The 21082-nt window shown below is 51.3% G+C and carries 20 protein-coding genes; 10 read left to right on the top strand and 10 right to left on the bottom strand.

Annotated features, from left to right (window positions below):
* Positions 1-43: 43 nt before the first annotated feature.
* The 4 genes from rnr to ACKU4E_RS17455 form a co-directional block, all read right to left on the bottom strand.
* Positions 44-2227 carry a ribonuclease R gene (gene rnr / locus ACKU4E_RS17470; RefSeq protein WP_407944139.1) on the bottom strand — a complete coding sequence of 728 codons (2184 nt, stop codon included), beginning with the start codon at positions 2225-2227 and terminating at the stop codon, positions 44-46.
* A gap of 54 nt (positions 2228-2281) precedes the next feature.
* A complete protein-coding gene (lpxK, locus tag ACKU4E_RS17465; RefSeq protein WP_320172349.1) occupies positions 2282-3370 on the bottom strand; it encodes a tetraacyldisaccharide 4'-kinase in 1089 nt (362 codons plus the stop codon).
* 108 nt (positions 3371-3478) lie between these two features.
* Positions 3479-4210, bottom strand: a complete 732-nt coding sequence (locus tag ACKU4E_RS17460; RefSeq protein ID WP_320172348.1) for a Bax inhibitor-1/YccA family protein — start codon at positions 4208-4210, stop codon at positions 3479-3481.
* Between the two features lie 145 nt (positions 4211-4355).
* A complete protein-coding gene (locus ACKU4E_RS17455; protein WP_320172347.1) occupies positions 4356-5804 on the bottom strand; it encodes an oligopeptide:H+ symporter in 1449 nt (482 codons plus the stop codon).
* Between the two features lie 379 nt (positions 5805-6183).
* Here ACKU4E_RS17455 and ACKU4E_RS17450 point away from each other — a divergent pair, with 379 nt between their 5' ends.
* Positions 6184-6390 (top strand): TOBE domain-containing protein, encoded by a 207-nt coding sequence (locus tag ACKU4E_RS17450; RefSeq protein ID WP_320172346.1) that lies wholly within the window; start codon positions 6184-6186, stop codon positions 6388-6390.
* 88 nt (positions 6391-6478) lie between these two features.
* Here ACKU4E_RS17450 and ACKU4E_RS17445 read toward each other — a convergent pair whose 3' ends face one another.
* Positions 6479-7087 (bottom strand): hypothetical protein, encoded by a 609-nt coding sequence (locus tag ACKU4E_RS17445; RefSeq protein ID WP_320172345.1) that lies wholly within the window; start codon positions 7085-7087, stop codon positions 6479-6481.
* Between the two features lie 201 nt (positions 7088-7288).
* Here ACKU4E_RS17445 and ACKU4E_RS17440 point away from each other — a divergent pair, with 201 nt between their 5' ends.
* Positions 7289-8002, top strand: a complete 714-nt coding sequence (locus ACKU4E_RS17440) for a UPF0489 family protein (RefSeq protein WP_320172344.1) — start codon at positions 7289-7291, stop codon at positions 8000-8002.
* Positions 8003-8148: 146 nt separating this feature from the next.
* Here the strand turns inward: ACKU4E_RS17440 and ACKU4E_RS17435 are convergent, their stop codons facing one another.
* Positions 8149-8487, bottom strand: coding sequence for a hypothetical protein (locus ACKU4E_RS17435; RefSeq protein WP_320172343.1), 339 nt, complete (start codon positions 8485-8487; stop codon positions 8149-8151).
* A 274-nt stretch (positions 8488-8761) separates the two neighbouring features.
* Complete coding sequence (locus ACKU4E_RS17430) at positions 8762-9370, bottom strand: hypothetical protein (RefSeq protein ID WP_320172342.1); 609 nt, start codon at positions 9368-9370, stop codon at positions 8762-8764.
* An 81-nt stretch (positions 9371-9451) separates the two neighbouring features.
* On the opposite strand from ACKU4E_RS17430, the gene ACKU4E_RS17425 reads away from it, so the two are divergent.
* Together ACKU4E_RS17425 and ACKU4E_RS17420 are read left to right on the top strand one after the other, a co-directional pair.
* Entirely contained in the window at positions 9452-9919 is a 468-nt protein-coding gene (locus ACKU4E_RS17425) for a hypothetical protein (RefSeq protein ID WP_320172341.1), read from the top strand.
* Between the two features lie 67 nt (positions 9920-9986).
* Entirely contained in the window at positions 9987-10160 is a 174-nt protein-coding gene (locus tag ACKU4E_RS17420; protein ID WP_320172340.1) for a hypothetical protein, read from the top strand.
* A 9-nt stretch (positions 10161-10169) separates the two neighbouring features.
* Here the strand turns inward: ACKU4E_RS17420 and ACKU4E_RS17415 are convergent, their stop codons facing one another.
* The gene (locus ACKU4E_RS17415) at positions 10170-10880 is read right to left on the bottom strand and encodes a transporter substrate-binding domain-containing protein (protein WP_320172339.1); all 711 of its coding nucleotides are present in this window, start codon (positions 10878-10880) and stop codon (positions 10170-10172) included.
* 109 nt (positions 10881-10989) lie between these two features.
* On the opposite strand from ACKU4E_RS17415, the gene ACKU4E_RS17410 reads away from it, so the two are divergent.
* The 3 genes from ACKU4E_RS17410 to ACKU4E_RS17400 all read left to right on the top strand — a co-directional run bounded on the left by ACKU4E_RS17410 (position 10990) and on the right by ACKU4E_RS17400 (position 16263).
* Positions 10990-12033 (top strand): endonuclease/exonuclease/phosphatase family protein, encoded by a 1044-nt coding sequence (locus ACKU4E_RS17410; protein WP_320172338.1) that lies wholly within the window; start codon positions 10990-10992, stop codon positions 12031-12033.
* 129 nt (positions 12034-12162) lie between these two features.
* Positions 12163-13218 carry an ABC transporter substrate binding protein gene (locus tag ACKU4E_RS17405; RefSeq protein WP_320172337.1) on the top strand — a complete coding sequence of 352 codons (1056 nt, stop codon included), beginning with the start codon at positions 12163-12165 and terminating at the stop codon, positions 13216-13218.
* A 21-nt stretch (positions 13219-13239) separates the two neighbouring features.
* Positions 13240-16263 (top strand): ATP-binding protein, encoded by a 3024-nt coding sequence (locus ACKU4E_RS17400; RefSeq protein ID WP_320172336.1) that lies wholly within the window; start codon positions 13240-13242, stop codon positions 16261-16263.
* 17 nt (positions 16264-16280) lie between these two features.
* Here the strand turns inward: ACKU4E_RS17400 and ACKU4E_RS17395 are convergent, their stop codons facing one another.
* Positions 16281-16712 carry an iron-sulfur cluster assembly scaffold protein gene (locus ACKU4E_RS17395; RefSeq protein WP_320172335.1) on the bottom strand — a complete coding sequence of 144 codons (432 nt, stop codon included), beginning with the start codon at positions 16710-16712 and terminating at the stop codon, positions 16281-16283.
* 312 nt (positions 16713-17024) lie between these two features.
* Here ACKU4E_RS17395 and ACKU4E_RS17390 point away from each other — a divergent pair, with 312 nt between their 5' ends.
* The gene (locus ACKU4E_RS17390; RefSeq protein WP_320172334.1) at positions 17025-17981 is read left to right on the top strand and encodes a LysR substrate-binding domain-containing protein; all 957 of its coding nucleotides are present in this window, start codon (positions 17025-17027) and stop codon (positions 17979-17981) included.
* Positions 17982-18000: 19 nt separating this feature from the next.
* A complete protein-coding gene (locus tag ACKU4E_RS17385; protein WP_320172333.1) occupies positions 18001-19176 on the top strand; it encodes a GNAT family N-acetyltransferase in 1176 nt (391 codons plus the stop codon).
* 19 nt (positions 19177-19195) lie between these two features.
* On the opposite strand, the gene ACKU4E_RS17380 is transcribed toward ACKU4E_RS17385, so the two are convergent.
* A complete protein-coding gene (locus ACKU4E_RS17380) occupies positions 19196-19798 on the bottom strand; it encodes a YqiA/YcfP family alpha/beta fold hydrolase (protein ID WP_320172332.1) in 603 nt (200 codons plus the stop codon).
* Positions 19799-19934: 136 nt separating this feature from the next.
* Here ACKU4E_RS17380 and ACKU4E_RS17375 point away from each other — a divergent pair, with 136 nt between their 5' ends.
* Positions 19935-21071, top strand: a complete 1137-nt coding sequence (locus ACKU4E_RS17375) for a GAK system CofD-like protein (protein WP_320172331.1) — start codon at positions 19935-19937, stop codon at positions 21069-21071.
* The last annotated feature ends 11 nt before the right edge of the window (positions 21072-21082 follow it).

The following is a 21082-nucleotide window of genomic DNA, read 5'->3' as shown; positions in this document are numbered from 1 at the left end:
TTATCCGCACGGCATGGTTTCCACACTTGGATTTCACGGAACATCAGACAAAATTCTTGTAATCCTCTCCACCTTCCACCAGAGACAGGTCGGCTTCCAGCAATTCAAGGCTTACCGACTCCAGCCGGACCTTGATTTTCTGCCCCAGCCTGAAGGCCTTTCCGGTCCGCTCACCGACAATCAACTGTCTGTCCGACCAGAAAGTGTAATAATCATCGGTAAGTTTCGACAGCCGCAGCATGCCTTCGGCCATGACCTCCTGAAATTCGACCCAGAAGCCGAAATCGGCCATGGATGAGATGATGCCGGTAAACGTTTCACCTACCTTGTCCTTGAGGAAGATGATGGTCAGCCGTTTGAGAATCTCACGCTCCGCCTCCATGGCCACCCGCTCTCTGGCGCTGATGTCCGTGCCGATGCGGGCCAGTTGCTTCTGCCCCGGTATGGCCTGATGCGTATCGCCGAGCGCAACCTTGAGCATACGGTGTACCACAAGGTCGGCATAACGCCTGATCGGCGAGGTGAAATGGCAGTAGCATTTGGACGCAAGCCCGAAATGCCCCTCGTTCGCAGGTTCGTACTTGGCCTGTTTCATGGAACGTATCATGAGCCTGCTGACCAGATATTCCTGATCGGTACCCTCGGATGCGCCCAGCACCTGCTGCAGAGACTGCGGAGTTACCGGGGAAGGGACCTGACCGCCTATGCCCATTTTCTTGAGTACCCTGAAAAGGGAAGTAAGCTTGTCCGGGTCCGGTCCGGGATGGACTCGGTAAAGACACCCGGCCCCTTTTTCGGTCAGAAATTCAGCCACGGCCTCGTTGGCCGCGATCATGAATTCCTCGATGATCTGGTGAGCGAAATTCCGGCAGCGCGGCCTGATATCAACGGTGCGGCCCTGAAGGTTAAAAAGAATCTCCGGTTCCGGCAGGTCGAATTCAAGGCTGCCTCTGTCTCTGCGTCTCTTATTGATTTTGCGGGCAAGTTCTTCGGCCAGTTCCAGCATGGGCACCAGCTCACCAAGCGCGGCCCTTTCCCGCTCCTGTGCAAGCAGAATTCCCTCGTAAACCTGCTCATACGTAAGCCGGGCATGGCTCTTTATGACCGCAGGCGCAAAAGAAGATGCCTGAGGTTCCCCGGCACTGTTGAAATCAATGGTGGCGGTCATGGCCAGACGGGGAACTCCGGGGTTGAGACTGCACAGACCGTTGCTGAGAGCCTCCGGAAACATCGGTTCCACGGACTTGGGGAAATAATATGAATTACCGCGGGCCAGAGCTTCTCGGTCCAGCGGAGAGTTCATAGCCACGTAATGGCTTACGTCCGCAATAGCCACCCGCAATCTGTAGCCAGCGCCCTTTCTTTCCACGTGCACAGCATCGTCAAAGTCCTTGGCGGTTTCACCGTCGATTGTCACAAAAGCAATCCCGCGCATGTCCTCGCGTCCGCTGAAATCCTCTTCACCGGGAACTCCTGGCAGGTCATCCGCCTGAGCCAGAACCTTTTCCGGAAAAGCGGTCGAGATACCATGGTTGGCCTTTACCACGGCCTCCTGCACCAGAGCATCGTCCTCTATTCCAAGGTGCTTGAGAATGCGGCCCTCCCACAGGTTAGGGTTGATCTGCTCTCCCGGTGCCACCAGCAGCACATCACCCCGCTCGATACGCGAAAAATCCACCTGCTCATCATAAGTTCCATCAGAAGAAATATCCGTCCCATCGCCCTCACGGACCGGGACCTCTTCAACAGAACCGGGTTCCACCACAATGCCGAAATCAAGGCGCGGGTCCGTGGGGTGGCAGAGCAGAGCGGTCCCGCCCATGGGCCTTATCACCCGGACAGGGAAGACCTGCCGCCCGCGTTCCAGAACACGCACCACCCGGCCTTCCTGTTTCTTGTTGCCGCGCCCGGCGCTGGTCAGGGCCACGGTTACCCGATCCCCGTGCCAGGCATCCCGCATATTCTTGGGATGGATGAAAATATCGCTCAGCTTCTTGTCGTCCGGTATCAGAAAAGTCGTCCCGGAACGCTGCACCTGCAGCCTGCCCGTGACCATATTCATTCTCGAAACCAGCCCGTAAGCACTGCCGATCTTGATTATACTGCCTTCCCGCACCAGCCCCTTAATCAGATCCTTGACCTGTTTACGGTGCGCCTTGGTCAGTCCCAGACGCTTGGTGACCTCACCTGCGGACAGGGGCTTGTTCCCTGCCTTGAAAATATTCATTATCTCACGGGCCTGTGTCAGGCCGGAGTTATTCCTTTTTTTCTTTCTTCCCACTTAATTTTCCTTCTGCTGAGAACTATTCAGCAGCCTTTCCAAATTCCACCATTTATCAAAAGGAAGCGGTGCCGTGCCGTCAAAAAAGAGCGCTTCCAGAAATTCCACTTCAAGATCTATCACATAAAAGTCATCACACCCAAGCCCGGCCAGCTTAACAGCATCCTTGGGAGTGCAGATAATCCTTTTCGCCCCCAACGTCGCGGCCTGTCTGCGGATGTCCTCCACATCACGGTCCGTGTACGCATGGTGATCCCTGAACACAATAAATTTTTCCGGTTCCCTTCCCATATATTCGCGGGCATCGGCCACAAGCATCTGCGGATTGCCTATGCCGGAAAACAGCACATACTTTCCGCTGCCGAACTCCAGACGGTCACCCCCGCCAAGCAGTTTCAGCCCCACGGCCCGGAGCGAAAACTGAAAGACCGGCCTGCCGAACGGCCCCAGCCTGTCCTTTACCAGCCCCGCCATGGACTTGAAAGATTCCGCACCGCTCTTAACAAAAAAGACATCCGCCCGACGCAGGGCATCCTTCCCCTCGCGCCATGTTCCGCGCGGGATAACCCTGTCCCAACCGTCCTTCAGATCGTCCGGGGTGAGCAGGACAAAATCCATATCCCGTTTGACGGCCATGTGCTGAAAGCCGTCATCCAGAATGACAAGATCGGGACTGAATTCCTCGCTGGCCCATGCTCCGGACCTCTTGCGCACCGGATCAACCACCACCCTCGCATCCGGGTTCTCCCGCGCCAGCATAAGCGGTTCATCTCCGGATTCCGAAGCAGGACTGTGCGGCCCGACAACGTAGGGAAGATGTGGAGGTTTTGCCCCGTAACCGCGGGTAAGCAGCACAACCGAAAGCTCCTGTATATCAGCCCACTTCAAAAGCCAGTCCGCAAGCGGAGTCTTGCCGCTGCCCCCGGAACCGATATTCCCCACGGAAAGGCACGGGCAGGCAGGACGGAACTGCTCGCATTCGCCCATGGCGTAACGCCTGGCCCTGCGGGACATTAGCGCAGAATAGCCCCGGGACAGCGGGGTAAGGACAGGGCTCAACAGCCCCTGAATTTCGGACAGGGAAACCATAATCCGCCTTTTTTAGGAAAATATTTATATTTCAACCATACCGAATAAAAAAGCACGTGCAGACCTGTTGCGGCCTGCACGTGCTTGAAAACCGTCAAAAGGTCTGCCCTACTCGCGGTTACCCATGAGGCGGAGCAGGAAGATGAACATGTTTATGAAGTCAAGGTAAAGGGTGAGTGCGCCGAGAATGGTTCCGCGTCTTACTGCGGTGGAGTCATCGGCGGGGATGTATTCACCCATATCCTTCAGCTTCTGGGAATCGTATGCGGTCAGCCCTGCAAAAATGAATACGCCGAGAATGGAAATGGCGAAACTGAGAGCGGAACTGTGCATGAAAAAGTTCACGACCATGGCGATAAGGATTCCGAACACACCCATCGTCATGAACGCACCCATGCCGGTCAGGTCGCGGTTGGTGGTCAGCCCGTAGATGGACATGGCCCCGAACATACCGGCGGTGACAAGAAAGGTCTGGAAAATGGATGCCGCAGTGTAGGCAATCAGGATTGTGGAAAGGGTCAATCCGTTCAGGGCACTGTAGGCCATGAACAGCCCGGTGGCGGCGCCGGCGGAAAGTTTCCCGATACGCATGCTCAGGTAGAAAACCAGCCCGATTTCACCGATGACGGCAACCCAGAAAAGCATGGTTGGTGCGATCATTCCGGTCTGGGGATTCTGGGCCAGAACAAGGTTCATAACTGCCGGGCTGGAAATGGTCACCCAGGCAACGGCTGCGGTAGCCAGCAGGCCGGCACTCATCCAGCCGTAAATGCCGCGCATGAATGCGTTAAGGACTTCCGGTCTCGCGGATACGGAACCGGCTGCACCGAATCTACTCATAATTCGTTTCCTCCGAATTTTTCAATCAAATTAAAACGGGCTCCCGCCCTGCGTATTTGCATATTTTCTTTTCAGTATAAATAGTCATCTTCCAGTCGGCATGCAAGGTTTTTAGGCATATTTATGACGATAATCCGGAAGACGGCTAGTCCGATATGTATTTTTTGAGCACCGGAACGCAGGCGGACATGACCAGACCTATCACCCCGGTAGCGTACCCGATGTTCAGAAACAGATCATCATAGATGTCTATGGACTGAAGCGCGGTTATGCCGTGTTCCGGCACGCTTGCCATGGTGGCTATTTCCCCGCCGAGAACCATGGCCACGGACTGGAACATGAACCATGCGCCCATCATGAAACCCATGGAGCGCTCCGGAGTCAACCGGGAAACCATGGCCAGACCAAGCCCGCTGACCAGCAATTCTCCAAGACTCTGGAAACCGTAGCTGAGTACCAGCCAGTTTCCGGAGATGTGTCCGGTGGAGTCCGCAAAATAACGGGCAACCATTCCGAGCGTAAGAAACGCCGCACAGCACATGAGCATTCCAAGCGCGAACTTGCCGGGCAGGGAAAAATCCTTTCCGCTCCTGCTCAGGCGTTCGTAACCCATGGCCAGCACCGGGCTTATGATCATTATCCAGAACGGATTAAGAGCCTGAAAGGAGGCAGCTTCAACTGGTATGCCGAATATGTCGGGATGAACGTTGCGCAAAGCGAAAAGGTTCAGCGAAGTCGGCATCTGCTGATAGAGAGCAAAAAAGACTATCGCCTCGGCCATGAGAATCAGGCAGACCACCAGATTGGCCCGCTCATGCGGTTCCGCCCGGGTTATTTCCCTTACGTAAAGCACCGCCACAACAACCAGAGCGATATAAAGAATACCATGGGCCAGAGTCAGATGCACAAGCAGAATGGATGAAAGCGCGGCAACAAGCGCGGTTCCCGCAACTGTCGCGATCAGGTTGCGCCAGGAAAGCGGCCTGAAATCGGCCTCCGAGCCTACGGGCTCAAGTATCGAACGAAATACAATATAGTTGACGATAGCAATCAGCATCCCGATGAAACACACGAAAAAACCGGCATTCCAGCCGTAATGTTTTTCCACTATCGGGCACAGGGACATGGCCGCGAATGATCCGATGTTGATGGCCATGTAGTAGAGGGTGAAGGCTCCGTCGACCCTCGAATCACCCTTTTCATAAAGCTTGGAAACCAGTGCGGAAGGATTGGCCTTGAACAGACCGTTACCGGCGATGATGATACCCAGGGCGGGATAGAGAAATTTCTCGCAGTCCAGACCGAGCAGCCCGTATCCGGCAGCGAGCACCAAGGCCCCAAGAAACATGGTCCTGCGGTTGCCGAGAATCTTGTCACCCACATAACCGCCGGCGCAGATGAAGGCATAAACAAGGGCTGCGAACGCGCTGAACGTGGTATCGGCCAGATCATCGGTAAAGCCGAGTTTTCTGACCATAAAAAGCACCAGAAGCGCCTGCATACCGTAATATCCGAACCGCTCCCACATCTCCACCGAAAACAACAGATAAAACGGCTTGGGGTGGCTGAAAGCTCCGCTTGAACTCTGCGACATCGTATCTCCTTTGCTCCTGATTTCACGTTTCAAAGGCAACATACGCCAAATCCGAGAAAATTGCGAGAAATTATAGTTTGATATGCTCTCGTCAAGACAGACATGGAGCCCCAGAAACATTCAATATAATAATTAATATAAAATTAAAACAGAGCTTAATACAAATTGTTTTATACCTACCTACGAATGGACTTGTAGTTGCCTGACCGTATAGCAGAAGCATTAATTTATACTTAATAAAGAATGTGCTAAGCACACACTAATATATTATACATGATAATTTTGAACAATAATAACAACTTAAGGTTGACATCAATTGTTACAGAGGTCTATTGTCTCAATCACATCAATTGATTACATACTCAAGGAGAAGACAATTATGGAACTTAGCGCACGCAACCTTATCCCCGGCAAAGTTAAAGAAGTAACCGTAGGTATGGTTAACGCTGAAGTAACTATCGAAGTTGCTCCCGGCGTTGAAGTTGTTTCCGTCATCACCAAAAGCTCCGTCGAAAGAATGGGCATCAAAGTCGGTGACGAAATCAAAGCCATGATCAAGGCAACCAGTGTAATGCTCGCTAAATAGCAGCAACACACGCAAGAAAAAGCCCCCGGCAGTAATGTCGGGGGCTTTTTTTTGCGAAACGGAATTGAGTATTCACAGAAGAAGTGATTCAGTGCCTGTTTTCATAATACAATGCACCACAAACGGTTACCGCAATACCTATTGCCAGCAACAGCCCTGCAGACGGGGCAGGAGTAGGAGCAGGAACACTTTCGAGTGAGCCAAGATCTATATTGCCGTGCAGATGTTTATGACCCTCAAATCCGAAATGGGCAAAACGAATTTTGTCTGTTGCGAACTCAACGTAAAAAGCATTATCGACCGCCTGTTCACCAGCTATTGAAGTGTAATCAAAGACAGTATCAGGAGCTAACGGCGAAAACTCGTTGTAGCCTTTAAGGCCCTTGCCTGCGTAAAAACTGACGGTCATCCCCTGATCAATGTGCGCGTTAATATCAGCAACGGTGAAAACTGATGTCGCCTGAAGATCTTTAAAACCTATCGAGCCAAGATAGTGGTTATTGCCCAGCTTCCATGTGGCACCATTATTTTCCATAACAAATCTGAAGCTAGCGGCATGCGAACATACAGCTGCCGAAAGAACAACCAGAACAGACAAAACCAATATCATTATCTTTTTGATCCATGCCACCCTCATATTGCCCTCCTGCGGTTTGTGTCCCACAAGACTGTCTGCAGCGGAGGGTTTCATTTGCATAACACCCTCCAATATTAAGGTAACCACTAAGAATTAAAAGTCAAATCACCATTAAAAGGCTCAAAAAACACCAGTTGGGCAATTAAACGATTAAAAGAGAGTTTCCCGTATCAGCTCTGGACCGGAAACAAAGACACTGCTAAACAATCTGCGAAACAGAACTCAAGACGGAAAGACTTTTTATCTGGAAGGAGCTGCACAATGGGCGATTGGCTGGTAGAATTTCAGGGACGCAATCATTCCACTGCCGTTAAACTGAATTTTCTTTGGAAGCAGGATAACGTTTTCATAATGGACAACCACCGTGCCGCATTGTGGTGCTGGGGTGAAGCGCTCAGAACAGAATCGGAACTTTCTCTTTTCCACGTTGACCGCCATTTTGATGCCCTTTTTTCACAGCAGGACTATGCCCACTTTCCCCACGATGAATTTGAAGGTATGGGCATAACCGAATATCTTTCGGCCGGATACGACAACGACTTTTTTGCGGTCACCCCCCTTTTCAGATGGGACAACTATCTGGGTTTATTCATCGCAGAATATCAGCAGAGAATTACGGAATGGGCCTTCGCCACCCACGGCAAGGGCACACCGCCTAAAGGAATCGGATACGCCGCCTACGAGCCCTGGGAATTCCCGCACGCCATAGGGGAACTTACCGGGAAATGGATATTCAACCTGGACCTCGACTATTTCTTCGGACGTATGGGTAATGGGAAAATGGGCCGCCTGTTCACGGATGAGTACATCCATGACTGGGGAACGGCTCTTGCCGCCGGGCTTGAAAACGGCACCGTTCGCACCCTTACGGTAAGCCTCAGTCCGGAATGTGCGGCAGGATGGCAGGAAGCAGAATCCGCATTGGAAATATTCATGGGCGGACTTGGAATGGACTTTTCACTGCCCGCCGACTGAGACTGAACCGCGGAGCATCCACGACAGACCGTAGTAATCCGGGACGACACACCCCTTGTTTCTGCACAGGCTGTTTTCCTCCCGGACCGGCAATTCGGGGCGATCCCGCACTCAGAAAATTTCCCGCAGGGATAACCCAGGTCCGCTCAGTCTCGGTTCCAGACTTTGAACTTGTGATCGGCAAAGAACTCGCTGTACAGTTTCTCGGCCTTTTCCCTGAACTTATCGTCGTGCATGATCAGCACACTCAGGGCCTCGTATTTGAAATAGGCAACAACGTCGTCCCAATCGATTTCCCCCTTCTCGTCTTTGAATCTGAACCCCTGAAGCCCCGGCTCAACAAGTTTCTGGGTCATGGGATCATCAACCCCTGCATGTTCAAAAAAATCGCAGATTTCCTTTTTAACCTCATCCGGCCAGTCCGTTTCGCCGAGCGGCACCAGATCCTGAAACTTGTTTTCCTGCCCTTTTTTCAAAATATACATACATATTCTCCGATTCGGTTACCTGTGTTTTGCAATATTGATTATGTGCTAAAAGAAAACTGTTTTCAAGAACATCAAATCATACCGCTCATTCAACAACACACAATATCATCAAGGGATTGTAACCGGCCCGTAAAGACCTGCGGGCATGGATAAGCTTAATCAACAGTCAGCAACACTCCCTCATCTCGCGATGAATCGTACCAGCCTTCCCGGCTATCCCCCCGGTCACCCCGATAACGGCCGGGGGGAAACTTTTTTAAACACCGTAAATCTAATTCACCCGGATAAACCGGCCTATTATCTGCCCCGTGGCCGTATCCCGTGCTGCATCGTCAAATTCGGTTTTCAGAAATGTCAGGGAGGAGCAGTCCTCAGAGAACACTAGGGTTCTTATCTGGGAGTTGCCGCCACCGGACTCGTATTCGATTAAATCCGTAACGTACACGGTGTTCCCGGAAACAGTTACCGACCGCCGGACATCCGATCCTTCCAGCTTCCAGACAGTTTCCAGATACTCGCCCTTCTCCGGCAGAATATAATAATCATAATGACTCAAGGAGTTGTTACCGCCGGCGCTAACGGTGAGGGTTGCTGGCGTGCGGACCATCCTTCCCTTGTAGTGGACAGTAACGGTCCCCTTGAAGACCCCGCCAAACCGAGAATTGCCGACCTCTTCTCCGGCAGGCTCGTTGGTCAACTCTCCGCTCTCACGGCTTCGGCCGGGCTCGGCCCTCTGTCCGGCAGGCTCGGAAGGGGATGCAGGTTCGACTGAAAAGCCGTAGCGCGGCCTTTTCACATCATCCAGAAACTGACGTTCCTGCGCCGCAGCTGCGGACAACACCGTCAGCAGGCAGACAGCAATCAAAAACAGTTTCGACATATCACGAATACTCCGCTGTTATACTGGCATGAAGCAGGCAGATACTGTACTGTTGCTCCAATTAACTGAAAGGAGATTAACATGATTCGTGACAACAGGAAAATATTTCCCCTGCTGGTTATACTGGGAATGCTGTTCACCGTTTCCACCCTTCATGCCGAGATGAAGATTACCCTCAAAGACGGAAAAGTGATAAATGTTCCGGTAAAAAAGGAAGACGTGCAATCCGTTGAATTCGGTTCCGAGTCGGGGAAGACGGAAAAAGTGCTTGCAGAAAAAACGATCCGCATACAAAGCGCAAAATATGGAAATGTCAGTTTTGAACTGGGCAACGAACTCGGATATAAACAATACTTTTGCAATGCAGGACCGGCCCTGATCAAAAAATGCAATGGTCACGACAAATGCAAGATCATCGTGGGGAGCACCATATGCGGAGACCCTTACCCAGGCAGAGGGAAATACCTGTATGTGGAATATACCTGCGGAAACAAACTGAAAAGGGCCAAAAACACACAGACGGAAGTTATGGTACTCAAATGTCCATAAGCGTCTGAAGGTCCGCTTTTTGCTTTACCGACCGGAGATGTAAAATTTTACCTCCGGAGGATTATGGATGAGAGGTTTTTTTGCTTTCGGACTTGTGCTTGTAAGCGCAATGCTTCTTATTAATTCAGGACTTCAGGTTTACCATTGTTTTGTACCGGCAAAACAAACACCACCGGCCGAGATCAGGCTGGTCCGCATAGAAGGCAAAAACTGCCCTCTTTATTTTCCGGAAGGGCAATGACAGGAAAATTTATTTTATTTCCGGCAACGGGTTTTCATTTATAAACCTGTTGAAGTCATTCAGAAAAGCCTTCCTGTCACGTTTAACCAGCAGATGCAGGCTGTACGTGTACAGAGGTTCTTCAATTATTCTGAAATCAGACATGGACAGCTTTGCCCGTCTCATGAGGGCGGGCAGAGTCGTCCTGTTGCAGACTCCGCCGTCCACCCGTCCGCTCAGCACCAGCTCCAGAATCTGGGATGTGCTGTAAACCGGATGCTTTTTTACTGACCCTCGCTCAAAATACTCATCCATGAGCCCGTATCCGTTTCCGTGCAGGACGGCTATTTCCTTTCCTTTTAGAACAGAAATATCCGCAGAACGGATAGCAGAATCACTCCTCACAAGCAGATGGTCCTCTATAGACCATAAGGGAACGGATATTTCAAATTTTGCATTTTCTTCCGGACTGTTGAACATGGGAGAAGACAAAGCGAACGCATCAGCAGCTCCCTCACGCAGCATTTTTGAAATACGCGCCCTGGGCAGACATTTGTATTCAATAATGTATTGCGGATAACTCTTCTTAAAGTTTGAAAGAACATCAATAAATACGCCGCTCAGATTTTCCGCAGGATTTTTTGCGGACAATATGGTATAAAAGGGAGGAAACCTGTATCCGAACAGTATTTTTACATGCTCACGATGCAACTCTTCCGCATGTAATATTCCGGGAAACATTATTGCCAGCAGCAGAGCAATAATGCTAACTGTTTTAACATATCTTAACATAACCATAACAAATTTATACAAATAGGTCTTATCCTTCAAGCAGGAGAAAATTATAAAAATGATGTATACTTTTTTAAGATATATTACACCTGTTTTTTTTCTGCTTATCCTGGCTGTTGCGGCATGGTTTAATTTCAAATGGTACAAAGACCCTCCATTTGAAATAAGCAGAATAGAAACCGGCCCGATAAATAAATACGGCGGGGAAAGCCGGATTCAGACTGAACCGGAAGAGACATTCACCATAATCAGCTACAATATGGGATTTGCCGCAGGCCCCATGCAGCACACTCTGGCCGATGAACACCCCGAATCTTTCTTCACTGCCAATCTGGAAAAGCTTGCAGCCATGATCAAGGTCAGGAAGGCCGATGTAGTGCTCCTGCAGGAAATCGACCTTGATTCAAAACGAAGCTGGTACATGAACCAGCTCGATATCCTAATGAAAACACTTGGCTGGGGATATGCGGCCCCGGTTGTGGACTGGGATATGTACTTCCCGCTACGCAAGGAACGCAAAATAACCAAGGCCACTGTCGTAATTTCCAGATTCCCGCTTGTGTCCAATGAATTCTGCCTGACCTCGGCCAAACCTGTTTTTGAAAACAACCTGCTGAATATCTTTTATTATCCGTTGCTTTGGAAGTCCTGCATGCAGCGGGTCACGGTAAAGGCAGGCATCCGGGAACTGGATATATTCAATGTCCACCTTTGTGTATGGAACAGGGCCGCAAGGATTGCGCAGGCGAATTTTCTTGCAGACTGGGTACGCAGAACTGAACGGAACAGGAATTTCATAATCGGCGGAGATTTCAACTTCCAGGCCTACATCAGGGGAACTCCGGTCCCTACGGACGACATGCTCCGAGAGCCCTTTCTTAACATCATCTGGGACAGTGCCGACGGAATTAAGGAAATCCTGTCCAGTCGTACAGACTCCACTGACAGGCTCCATGAACAATTCACCTTTCCGGAAAGAAAACACCGCTACGACTTTATGTTTTATTCACAAAAACTGAAACTTGAACGCGCCGGGGTGATTAAGGACATTGACGCTTCCGATCACCTGCCTGTATTCGGGATTTTCAGATTTACCCCATAGACAATTATGATTTAATTTATCACCGAACAAACAGACTGCGCTCTGTTCTGATACCGGGCAAAACATGCTAGGGTGATCAAAATTCATGATTACCTGTGTAGAATATAGATTAAACAAAGCGGAGAAAACATGACCAAGTTCCTGTCGGTCGGCCTGACAGTCTGCCTTGTTCTTCTGGCATTTTGCAGTTTAGTGTCTGCCGCGGATAAAGAGAAAAAAACAGTTTTTATTGTACACAGTTACAGCATGAAAAACATATGCGGAGCACCACAGCATCAGGGTGTTGTGGAAGCGCTTCGCGAGAAAGGTTTTACTGAAGGCGACAACCTTGTGATCCATGCCAGTGCCATGGACACAAAAAGGACCAACAATACCCCGGAACTGATTCTCAAGGAAGCTGACAGAGTTCTGAAAGAGATAAACACGGTAAAACCGGATATAGTAGTGGTTCTTGACGACAACGCCTTCAGGACCGTCGGCCTTGAACTTGTTGATACAGATGTTGACGTTGTGTTCAGCGGGATGAACGGCCAGCCGGAAGATTACGACAGGACAAGGAAATGGCTGAACAGCAGAAACAAACCGGGACACAACATTACCGGAGTATATGAAAAACTGCTGGTTTCCGATGCCTTCCGCGTACAGAAAATGATACTGCCGAATCTTGAAAAGATACTCATGGTATCCGACAACTCCCCCACCGGTACGGCAGTGCGCAAGCAATTCCTCATGGAAGCCCCCGGCAACAGTTCCGGGATAGAATTTTACCTGCGCATAGCCCGTTCCTGGGAAGAATACATGGAAATAATAAAGGAAGCTGACGAGGACCCGCAGACAGGAACCATCTATTCGGCCGCAACAACGCTGCAGGACAAAGACGGCAGGACCCACACCACGGAAGAAATCATCAAATGGACTGTAGCCAACAGCCGGACTCCAGGAATTCCTCTTAACTACTCCTTTGTCAGACTGGGGATGCTCGGCGGTGCAGGAGTGGACTTCATTGCCATGGGCAGGCAGGCGGGCGGAATGGCTGCCAGAATTCTGAAAGGGACTCCCGCCGGGGATATTCCCCTTGAAGATGCCAAAAGATATGCCCTGGTCTTCAACCTGAAACGGGCACGGGAACTTGGCCTGACAATTCCAAACGACATGCTTATGGCTGCCGATGCTGTGTACAAATAAAAAGTTGGCCGGCCGATCACTATGAAAAAAAAGAACTCCACTTACCGACTTTCAACTCTTGTATCAGCAGCCATATGCTGCATGGTCGTTTTTACAGCATTGGCCCTTGGCGGAGTTTTTTCATACAGCTACATAGGCAGCCTCAAGAATGAATTCTATGATCGGGTACATGCCGAAGGTGAAGGTTACAGCCTTGAGGTGTACGGTTTCATACACCAGGCCAGATCCAGACTGGAGGAACTGGGCAGAGACAATTCCATACGGGTAACCATGATGCTCGGTGTAGACTATCCTCTTGCCGAAAAACTGGATGAGTACAACCAGCTCCCTGCGGGGGTCGACTACTTTATTCAACGCAAGGGAGACGAAAAAATATTTTCGTCGTCCTCCGAACCGTACGATGAAAAACTTGTACGATCCGCCCTGAAAAGCGCCCCGTACAACTGCTCGTTATGTCCGGGTCCGGAAGACCGCATTTCCACAATTTTTTCCATTCCCATCAGGAGCAGGTCCGAACTTGTCGGAACGGCTGCGTGCCTTGTGGACTTCTCCGCTGCCAGACTGGCGCAGGAACTGAAAAAGAACTCCGGGAGCAGAATACTCATTTCCGAAAACGGAAAAGTATTTGATATGTTTAAGGGAAACACTGTTTCAGTGTCCATAGGACCCCGAATAGGCAACGGCATGACCGAAGCATCCATAAACGAATCGATGCACGGCATACTGTTCAAAAGTGATCTCGTTCCAGGATTGTCTTACTTTGCTCCGGACCGCAGATTAAATGAATCCCTCTACCGGACCTTCTGGCTGCTGATGCCCTTTGTGGTAGCCGTAACAGGTCTGGGAGTGATCGTTTCGCTTTTCATCAGCAGCAAACTGACTCGCCCGCTCAGGGACATTATGGATTCAGCCGGAAACATATCAAACGGGCTGGAAGAAGATATCGACCTCAGAGGCAGCCGCCTGTACGAAATCAATGCTCTCCAGAATTCCCTGGCTCTGATGCTGCAAAGTCTGCGCAAAAGCAAAGGGCTGGAGCAGTACCAGTTCTTTTTCGACAATGTCGGGGATATCGTCTGCATTACCGATCTGGATGGCATGTTCCTGGAAATCAACTCCACGGCATGCTCAAGCCTCGGCTACAGCCGGGAAGAATTCATGAGCAAAACATTCTTCGAGCTGGTTCCGCCCTATGAACGGCAAAGCCTCAGGGGAGTGCTCAACGCCCTTTTTGCAGGAAACAGTCCGGACAGCTTCGAATGTGTCATGGAGACCTCATCCGGAACGACCATGCACTGCGAAATCCGCTCCAGAAAAATCGAATATCGCGGGCAGGATGCCCTGCTGAGCGTTGCGCGAGACGTCACCGGACGCAAAAGGGATGAGGAGGAGCTGCAACGCTATGCGGCGGAACTCCTCAAGGCCAAACAGGTGGAGGAGCGCAACTCCGCACACATGGCCGAAACATTGAAAAAACTTGAGGAAGCCATGGCCAGGGCTGAGGTGGCCAGCCGGACCAAGAGCGATTTTCTGGCCCAGATGAGCCACGAAATCCGCACGCCCATGAATTCCATTCTCGGCATGGCCGAGATGCTGGCGGAAACAGAACTCACGGAAGAACAGAAAAGCTACGTAAAAATATTCGGAGACTCGGGCAGAGCACTGCTGAGCCTTATAAACGACATTCTTGATCTTTCTAAAATTGAATCCGGCAAGCTGACTCTTGAAAACACTGTTTTCGATATAGACCTCATGGTCGATGAAGTCGCCGGAATAATGTCTGTAACCGCATGGAAGAAGGGACTCGTCTTCACCTGCCAGGTGGCACCCGGAACACCGTCCCTGTTCAAGGGAGATCCGACCCGCATCAAACAGATTATCGTCAACCTGCTGAGCAACGCCATCAAATTCACAGATTCCGGCGCAGTGACCCTTGAAGTCTCGGAAGAGAAAGAATCCGATAGCCGCAGCAGACTGGTCCTGATTGTCAGGGATACGGGCATAGGAATTTCGGAAGAAAAGGTGGACATGATCTTCGAAAATTTCGTTCAGGCCGATTCATCCACCACCAGAAAATACGGGGGAACCGGACTGGGCCTCTCCATTACGCGCAATCTGGTTAAACTGATGGAGGGGATAATTTCCGTACGTAACATCCCTGCCGGCGGAGCCGAATTCCGGGCCGAAATATCAGTGGACCGGGTACCCAGAGCAAGTGGAGAAGATGCCTCGGTAAGGGCAGCCGTGCAGGGAAGAAAAATTCTTGTGATAGAAGAAAGCCCTGTGGTCAGAAATTACATCTGCGACTGTCTGAATGCCTGGGGAGCTGTTTGCGCTCACTGCGAAACGACTGCAGAGTCCTGCACCGACAGCGAGAAGCCCTGTCCTGATGCTGAACTTGTCATACTCCCGGACAAACTCGGGGAAAGCGAAGACCCCGCAAAAACCAAGGACGCCAGCAATGATGCCGGGCAGAATTCCCCCAGCCTGTGCACCATTTCCACCTCCCCCGGAGACAGCAGCAACCATCCCGAGGTCAACAGAATCTTCGGTGTAAAGGGCTGCGTACGCTGGCCGGTTACCCGAGGCGGACTGCGGCAGGCAATGATTGATATATATGGAACTGCGGACAGGAAGAAGAAAATACAGCAGGAGATTCCGGACCTGCCCCCGTTGCGCATCCTTGTGGCCGAAGACTCGGAGAGCAACCGGATGCTGCTGGATTTTTACCTCAAGGACACACCCTTCAGACTGACGTATGCGACCGATGGAATCATTGCTGTAGATCTGTACAGGCAGCACAAATACGATCTCGTAATCATGGATATGCAGATGCCCGCCAAGGACGGCTACACGGCAACCGCCGAGCTTAGGGAATACGAAAAGCTGATGGGCTACCCGGCCACACCGGTAATAGCCCTTACTGCGGACAGTTTTACAGCGGACCGCACCCGCTGCCTCAAGGCAGGGTGCACCGATTACATCTCCAAACCGGTTAAAAAAATCACCCTGATCAAATCGATACTCAAATTCTGCGCATCCTGAGCAGGCACAGACCTGTGCTATTCCGACTTTCTGCCAAGCCAGTTGCCCAACGCTTCCTGCAGAGAGGAAGAGGCCAGATGGGCGCAATGAGTTTTATCTTCCGGGAGTCCGCCCAGAGCTGTGAGTATTTCTTCTCCGTCTATTTCCGAGGCTTCATCCACACTCCTGCCCACGGCAAGCTCACAGGCGATATCTCCGCTCACGATACTGGGACCGCAGCCGGTGGTAAAAAAGGAAGCTTCACGGATTACACCGGAACTGATCTTAAGATAAATCCTGATCATGTCTCCGCATACCCCGTGCATTTCCCCGACAGCATCAGGATCTTCCATAATCCGGGCAAAAGACGGATTCTTCCAGCGTCGGGTCGTGGCATCGCCGAACATGCTGTGGGCGGCGTCATCACATTGTTGCTGGATATCGTTCAAAAGGTTGTCTAATTCAATCATGGCTCACTCCTTAATTGATAAATCCGACGGCAGAAGCAACTCCGGCAATCCTGCCGAGACGCTCAGATATGCTGATTTGAAAACTCCCGGACAGGACAGGCGGGACTTCCTGAAATCAGGGTCAACCCGACTGCCGTATATGAAATGCGCTCATCGAAATCATTGCGCATCAGAATTACGAAATTAATGGAGAGGTACACCCTTTGACTTTCGAAAACAAGCGGTCTCTCTAAAGGATTATTCCGGTACCGGCTCTTGCCTGCCCCGGAAAAAACTGCATAAAATGAGATTGTAATCACACCGGAAGTATTGTTGAATGGAGGAAACAATGTCAGCCTCATACAATTTGAATATATGGAACTAAGACAACTCAGATACTTTATAGCCGTTGCGGAAGAGCTTCACTTCGGCAGAGCCGCACGCAGGGTGCATATAGCGCAACCGCCCTTCTCGCAACAGATCAAATCCCTTGAAGAAGAACTGGGAGCAAAGCTGCTTGAACGCAACAGCCGCAAGGTCAGGCTTACCAGCGAGGGCAGATACTTCTATCAACAGGCTATCTCCATTCTTGATCGGACAGAAGAAGCCGCTTCCACCGTCGGGAGGATGGCCAAAGGCGGATACGGCAACATCAAGGTCGGCTTCACTGAAACAGCCATGGACAGCATGCTGCCGGAATCCGTGCGTTCCTTCAGTCACCGCTATCCCGGAGTTTCCATGCAGTTCAGCCAGTTCGGCACATCCGCCCAGCTTGAACTGATCAGATCCGGAGGACTTGATGTCGGTTTCTCCTCAATATACCGTCATGCAATGGACGGACTGTCTTCGGTAAGGCTTTTTGCCAAAAATCATGTTCTGGCTGTACCTGAAGACCATATATTTACCTCGCGTGATAGTGTATCCTTGGCCGAGATGGCCGGAGAACACCTGATCATGTTTCCGCGCAGCGGCCAGCCGGACCTGCACGATGAAATAATGAAGGCATTCGGAAAAAGAGGTCTGTCTCCGGTGATAAGTCAGGAAGTTTCAGGGCTGTCCGGGGCTTCGGCACTGGTTGCATCCGGAATGGGAGTGACCTTTCTTCCTGAAAACAGCCGGACGGTCCGCAAGGGAATAGCCCTTGTCCCCCTGAAGGAGGAATTTCCGGGTATGGACATCTACATGGTCTGGAACAGCGAACAGTACTCCAACACCTCAGGGGTGTTCATGGAATGGGTGGCGGATTACTTTTCCGTCTCGAAACCTTTTGCCGAAGAAATAGGCATTTAAAAGCTCAGGTAACCTGTTAATGACCGATATACTGGACGGATATGAAATTTCATGGGCACCTTCCATTGCCGAGATTGGCCGCGATGAATGGAACAGACTTGCCCGCCCCGTGCATTTTCCCTTTCTGGAATGGGACTGGCTGCGCATGGTGGAAGAAAGCGGCAGCGCTTCTCCGGCCACAGGCTGGCTTCCGGCGCATCTGCTGATCCGCAGCGAGGGGAAACTTATCGGTGCCGCGCCTCTGTACGTGCGCGACCAGAGCGAAGGGGAATTCATTTTCGACCGCGTATGGGTGGAAGTGGCCCAGAAAGGGAATATTCCCTATTACCCCAAGGTGGTGGGAATGAGCCCTTTCACACCGGCCTCCGGATACCAATTTCTTATCGCCCCGGACGCCCCGGCAGGCAGGGTTACGAGACTGATATGCAGCACTCTGGACCGCTTTTGCGCGGTAAACGGGCTTGGGAGCTCCGCCTTCAACTTCGCGGACCCGAGTTGGGCTGCAGAAATGGAGCAGTACGGCTACGCGGTCTGGAGGCATCAGGGCTACATATGGAACAACGATAATTTTTACGACTTCGATCACTGGCTGGCCACCCTGAACAGCAACCGCCGCAAAACAATCCGCAGAGAAAGAAAGGCGTTAAGGAAAGAAGGGATACGGGTCGAAACTCTGGCCTGTTATGAAATACCTGACGACTACTTTTCCAAAATGTACAGCTGCTATGAATCGACCAACGACAAATTCGGCGTATGGAGCTGCAAATACCTGAACAGACATTTTTTCGACAGCCTCAAATCGAACATGCGCGAAAACATCATGTTCACGGTTGCGTACAGGGATGATGAGCCTGAGCCGCTGGCTATGTCCATGTTCGTCTTTTCGGGAGACCGGCTCTGGGGAAGGTACTGGGGATGCTTTGAAGAAGTACGCTTTCTGCATTTCGAACTCTGCTACTACACCCCCATAGAATGGGCCATAGCCAACGGAATCCGGTCATACGATCCCGGCATGGGCGGCGAACACAAGGCTCGCAGAGGATTCTTCTCCACTCCCTCCTACAGCCTGCACAAGTTTACCGACCCGTCAATGGACCTGACTTTCAAAACATACATCATGGAAGTCAATAATCTTGAAAACGGTTATATTTCCGAAATGAACGGACTCATGCCACTGGGATCTTCCAAGGACTGATACGGCACGGGGACAGGACTCAGTGTGCCCCGACAAGAAAATCACGCACCCTGCCGTCCGAGCCGAGCACCTCTTCGAAAATGCTGAACCGATGGTCGGTGTCATAGCTTATTATCCCGGCCCCCGCCCTGCGTAGAATATCCTTCATACGGTTCTGATCAAGCAATTCGTCCTGTTCGCCGATCAGTGCCAGAATCTGCCTTCCGTCGACCATGCCGGCCATCACTCCGTCCTCAACTTCCCTCTGGACCGTAAAAAAACGTTCGGCATGTTCTTCGCTGACAATAATGCTGTCTCCGTTTGAAAACTCGTATGGTTCACCTACTTTTGCCGCAATAAGATCACCGGGAGCAAGAGCAGGATTGATAAGCAGAGCAGGCACGCCATGACGCATATGCATGACCAGCGAATAAAGTCCGCCCATGGACGACCCCTGAAGCACAAGCGGTTTATCGCAATTCTCCAGTACGTTATCTTCTATTATGGCAAGACTCTCCTGAGGATCGGGAGGCAGGTCCGGGCTGATGATATTATAGTCCGGAAAGACCTGTGCGAGTGCGGCTGCTTTGGAATTGCTTCCTGATGAACCGAATCCGTGGATGTTGAGAAAAATGTTTTTCATATCTGCATGGATGGGCTATATGATGTTTTAAGACTTATAACAGCACTGATGTTGTCAGGAACAATCTGTAGTCAAAAACGGTGGCATATGCAAGACAGAGCAGCTCGCAGCAGCCTGCATTTTCCGGGAGGCAAAGGTGGCGAACAATAACAATCCGCGGATAGTTTTTTTCAGCGGAGGCACGGCCCTGAATGGCCTTGCAGCAGAACTCGCCGCCATCAACAGGGAATGCTCCTACATAATCACCACGTTTGATTCCGGCGGAAGCTCCGCACTACTGCGTGATCTGTTTGATATGCCTGCCGTTGGTGATGTGCGCAACCGACTGCTGGCACTGGCGGACAAAGCAAGCCCGGAAAGGGAAAACATTGTGCGGCTGCTCTCAACCCGGCTGCCGGACTCCAGGGCCATTTCCGTTCCCATGGAAGAACTGCTCCGGCTGTCTACCGGGACTCACCCGCTCATGGCCGGAATATCCGATGTTACACGCGAGATACTGGCCGACCGCTTTTCACTCTTTCTGGATCTCGCGGGAGACCGGTTCAACCCCTCCGGAGCGAGCCTTGGAAACATCATTCTGGCAGCGGGATTCATGGCCCACCAAAGGGTGATGGCCCCGCCCATAGCCCAATTTGCAAGGCTCATCAGGGCAGGCGGAACAGTCCGCGCCGCAACAGTGGATAACGGACATCTGGCCGTCCGACTGCAAAACGGTGATATCCTGGCCGGACAGCACCTTTTCACCGGCAAGGAAATTGAACCTATCCACTCACCCATCGCCGGGATGTGGATATGCTCGGGGGTAAACGATCCCTGGCCGCAGGCCGTACATGCATCGTCGCTGGCCCTTATGCTGATTGAGAATGCGGACCTCATCATCTACCCGATGGGCAGCTTCTACTCCAGCATACTTGCAGCACTCTCGCCTAGGGGCATGGGAGCGGCCGTTGCTGCAAACCCCTGCCCTAAAATATTCATACCGAACCTCGGACACGACCCGGAGCTGCTGGAACATGACCTTGAACTGCAGGTGGAAAGACTTGTGGAAATAATAAGGCTGGACACCGGGGCTTTCACCGAACGGGAAAAAATCCTCAGCGGGATACTCATTGACTCCAATCGCGGGCACTATCCCGGTGGAACAGGCGCGGAACTGCTGAAAAAACTTCCCGTAAAAGTGATTGACCGCAATCTGATTTCGGACCAGTCTGAAGAGCTTCTTGACCCCGGACTGCTGGCGGCAGAAATCATGAGCCTGGCCGAGGACGGATAAAAGAATCAGGC

Source organism: Maridesulfovibrio sp. (assembly GCF_963677005.1).
GTDB lineage: Bacteria > Desulfobacterota > Desulfovibrionia > Desulfovibrionales > Desulfovibrionaceae > Maridesulfovibrio.
The sequence above is the reverse complement of the archived record's forward strand: the minus strand, read 5'-3'. Positions and strand labels throughout refer to the sequence as shown.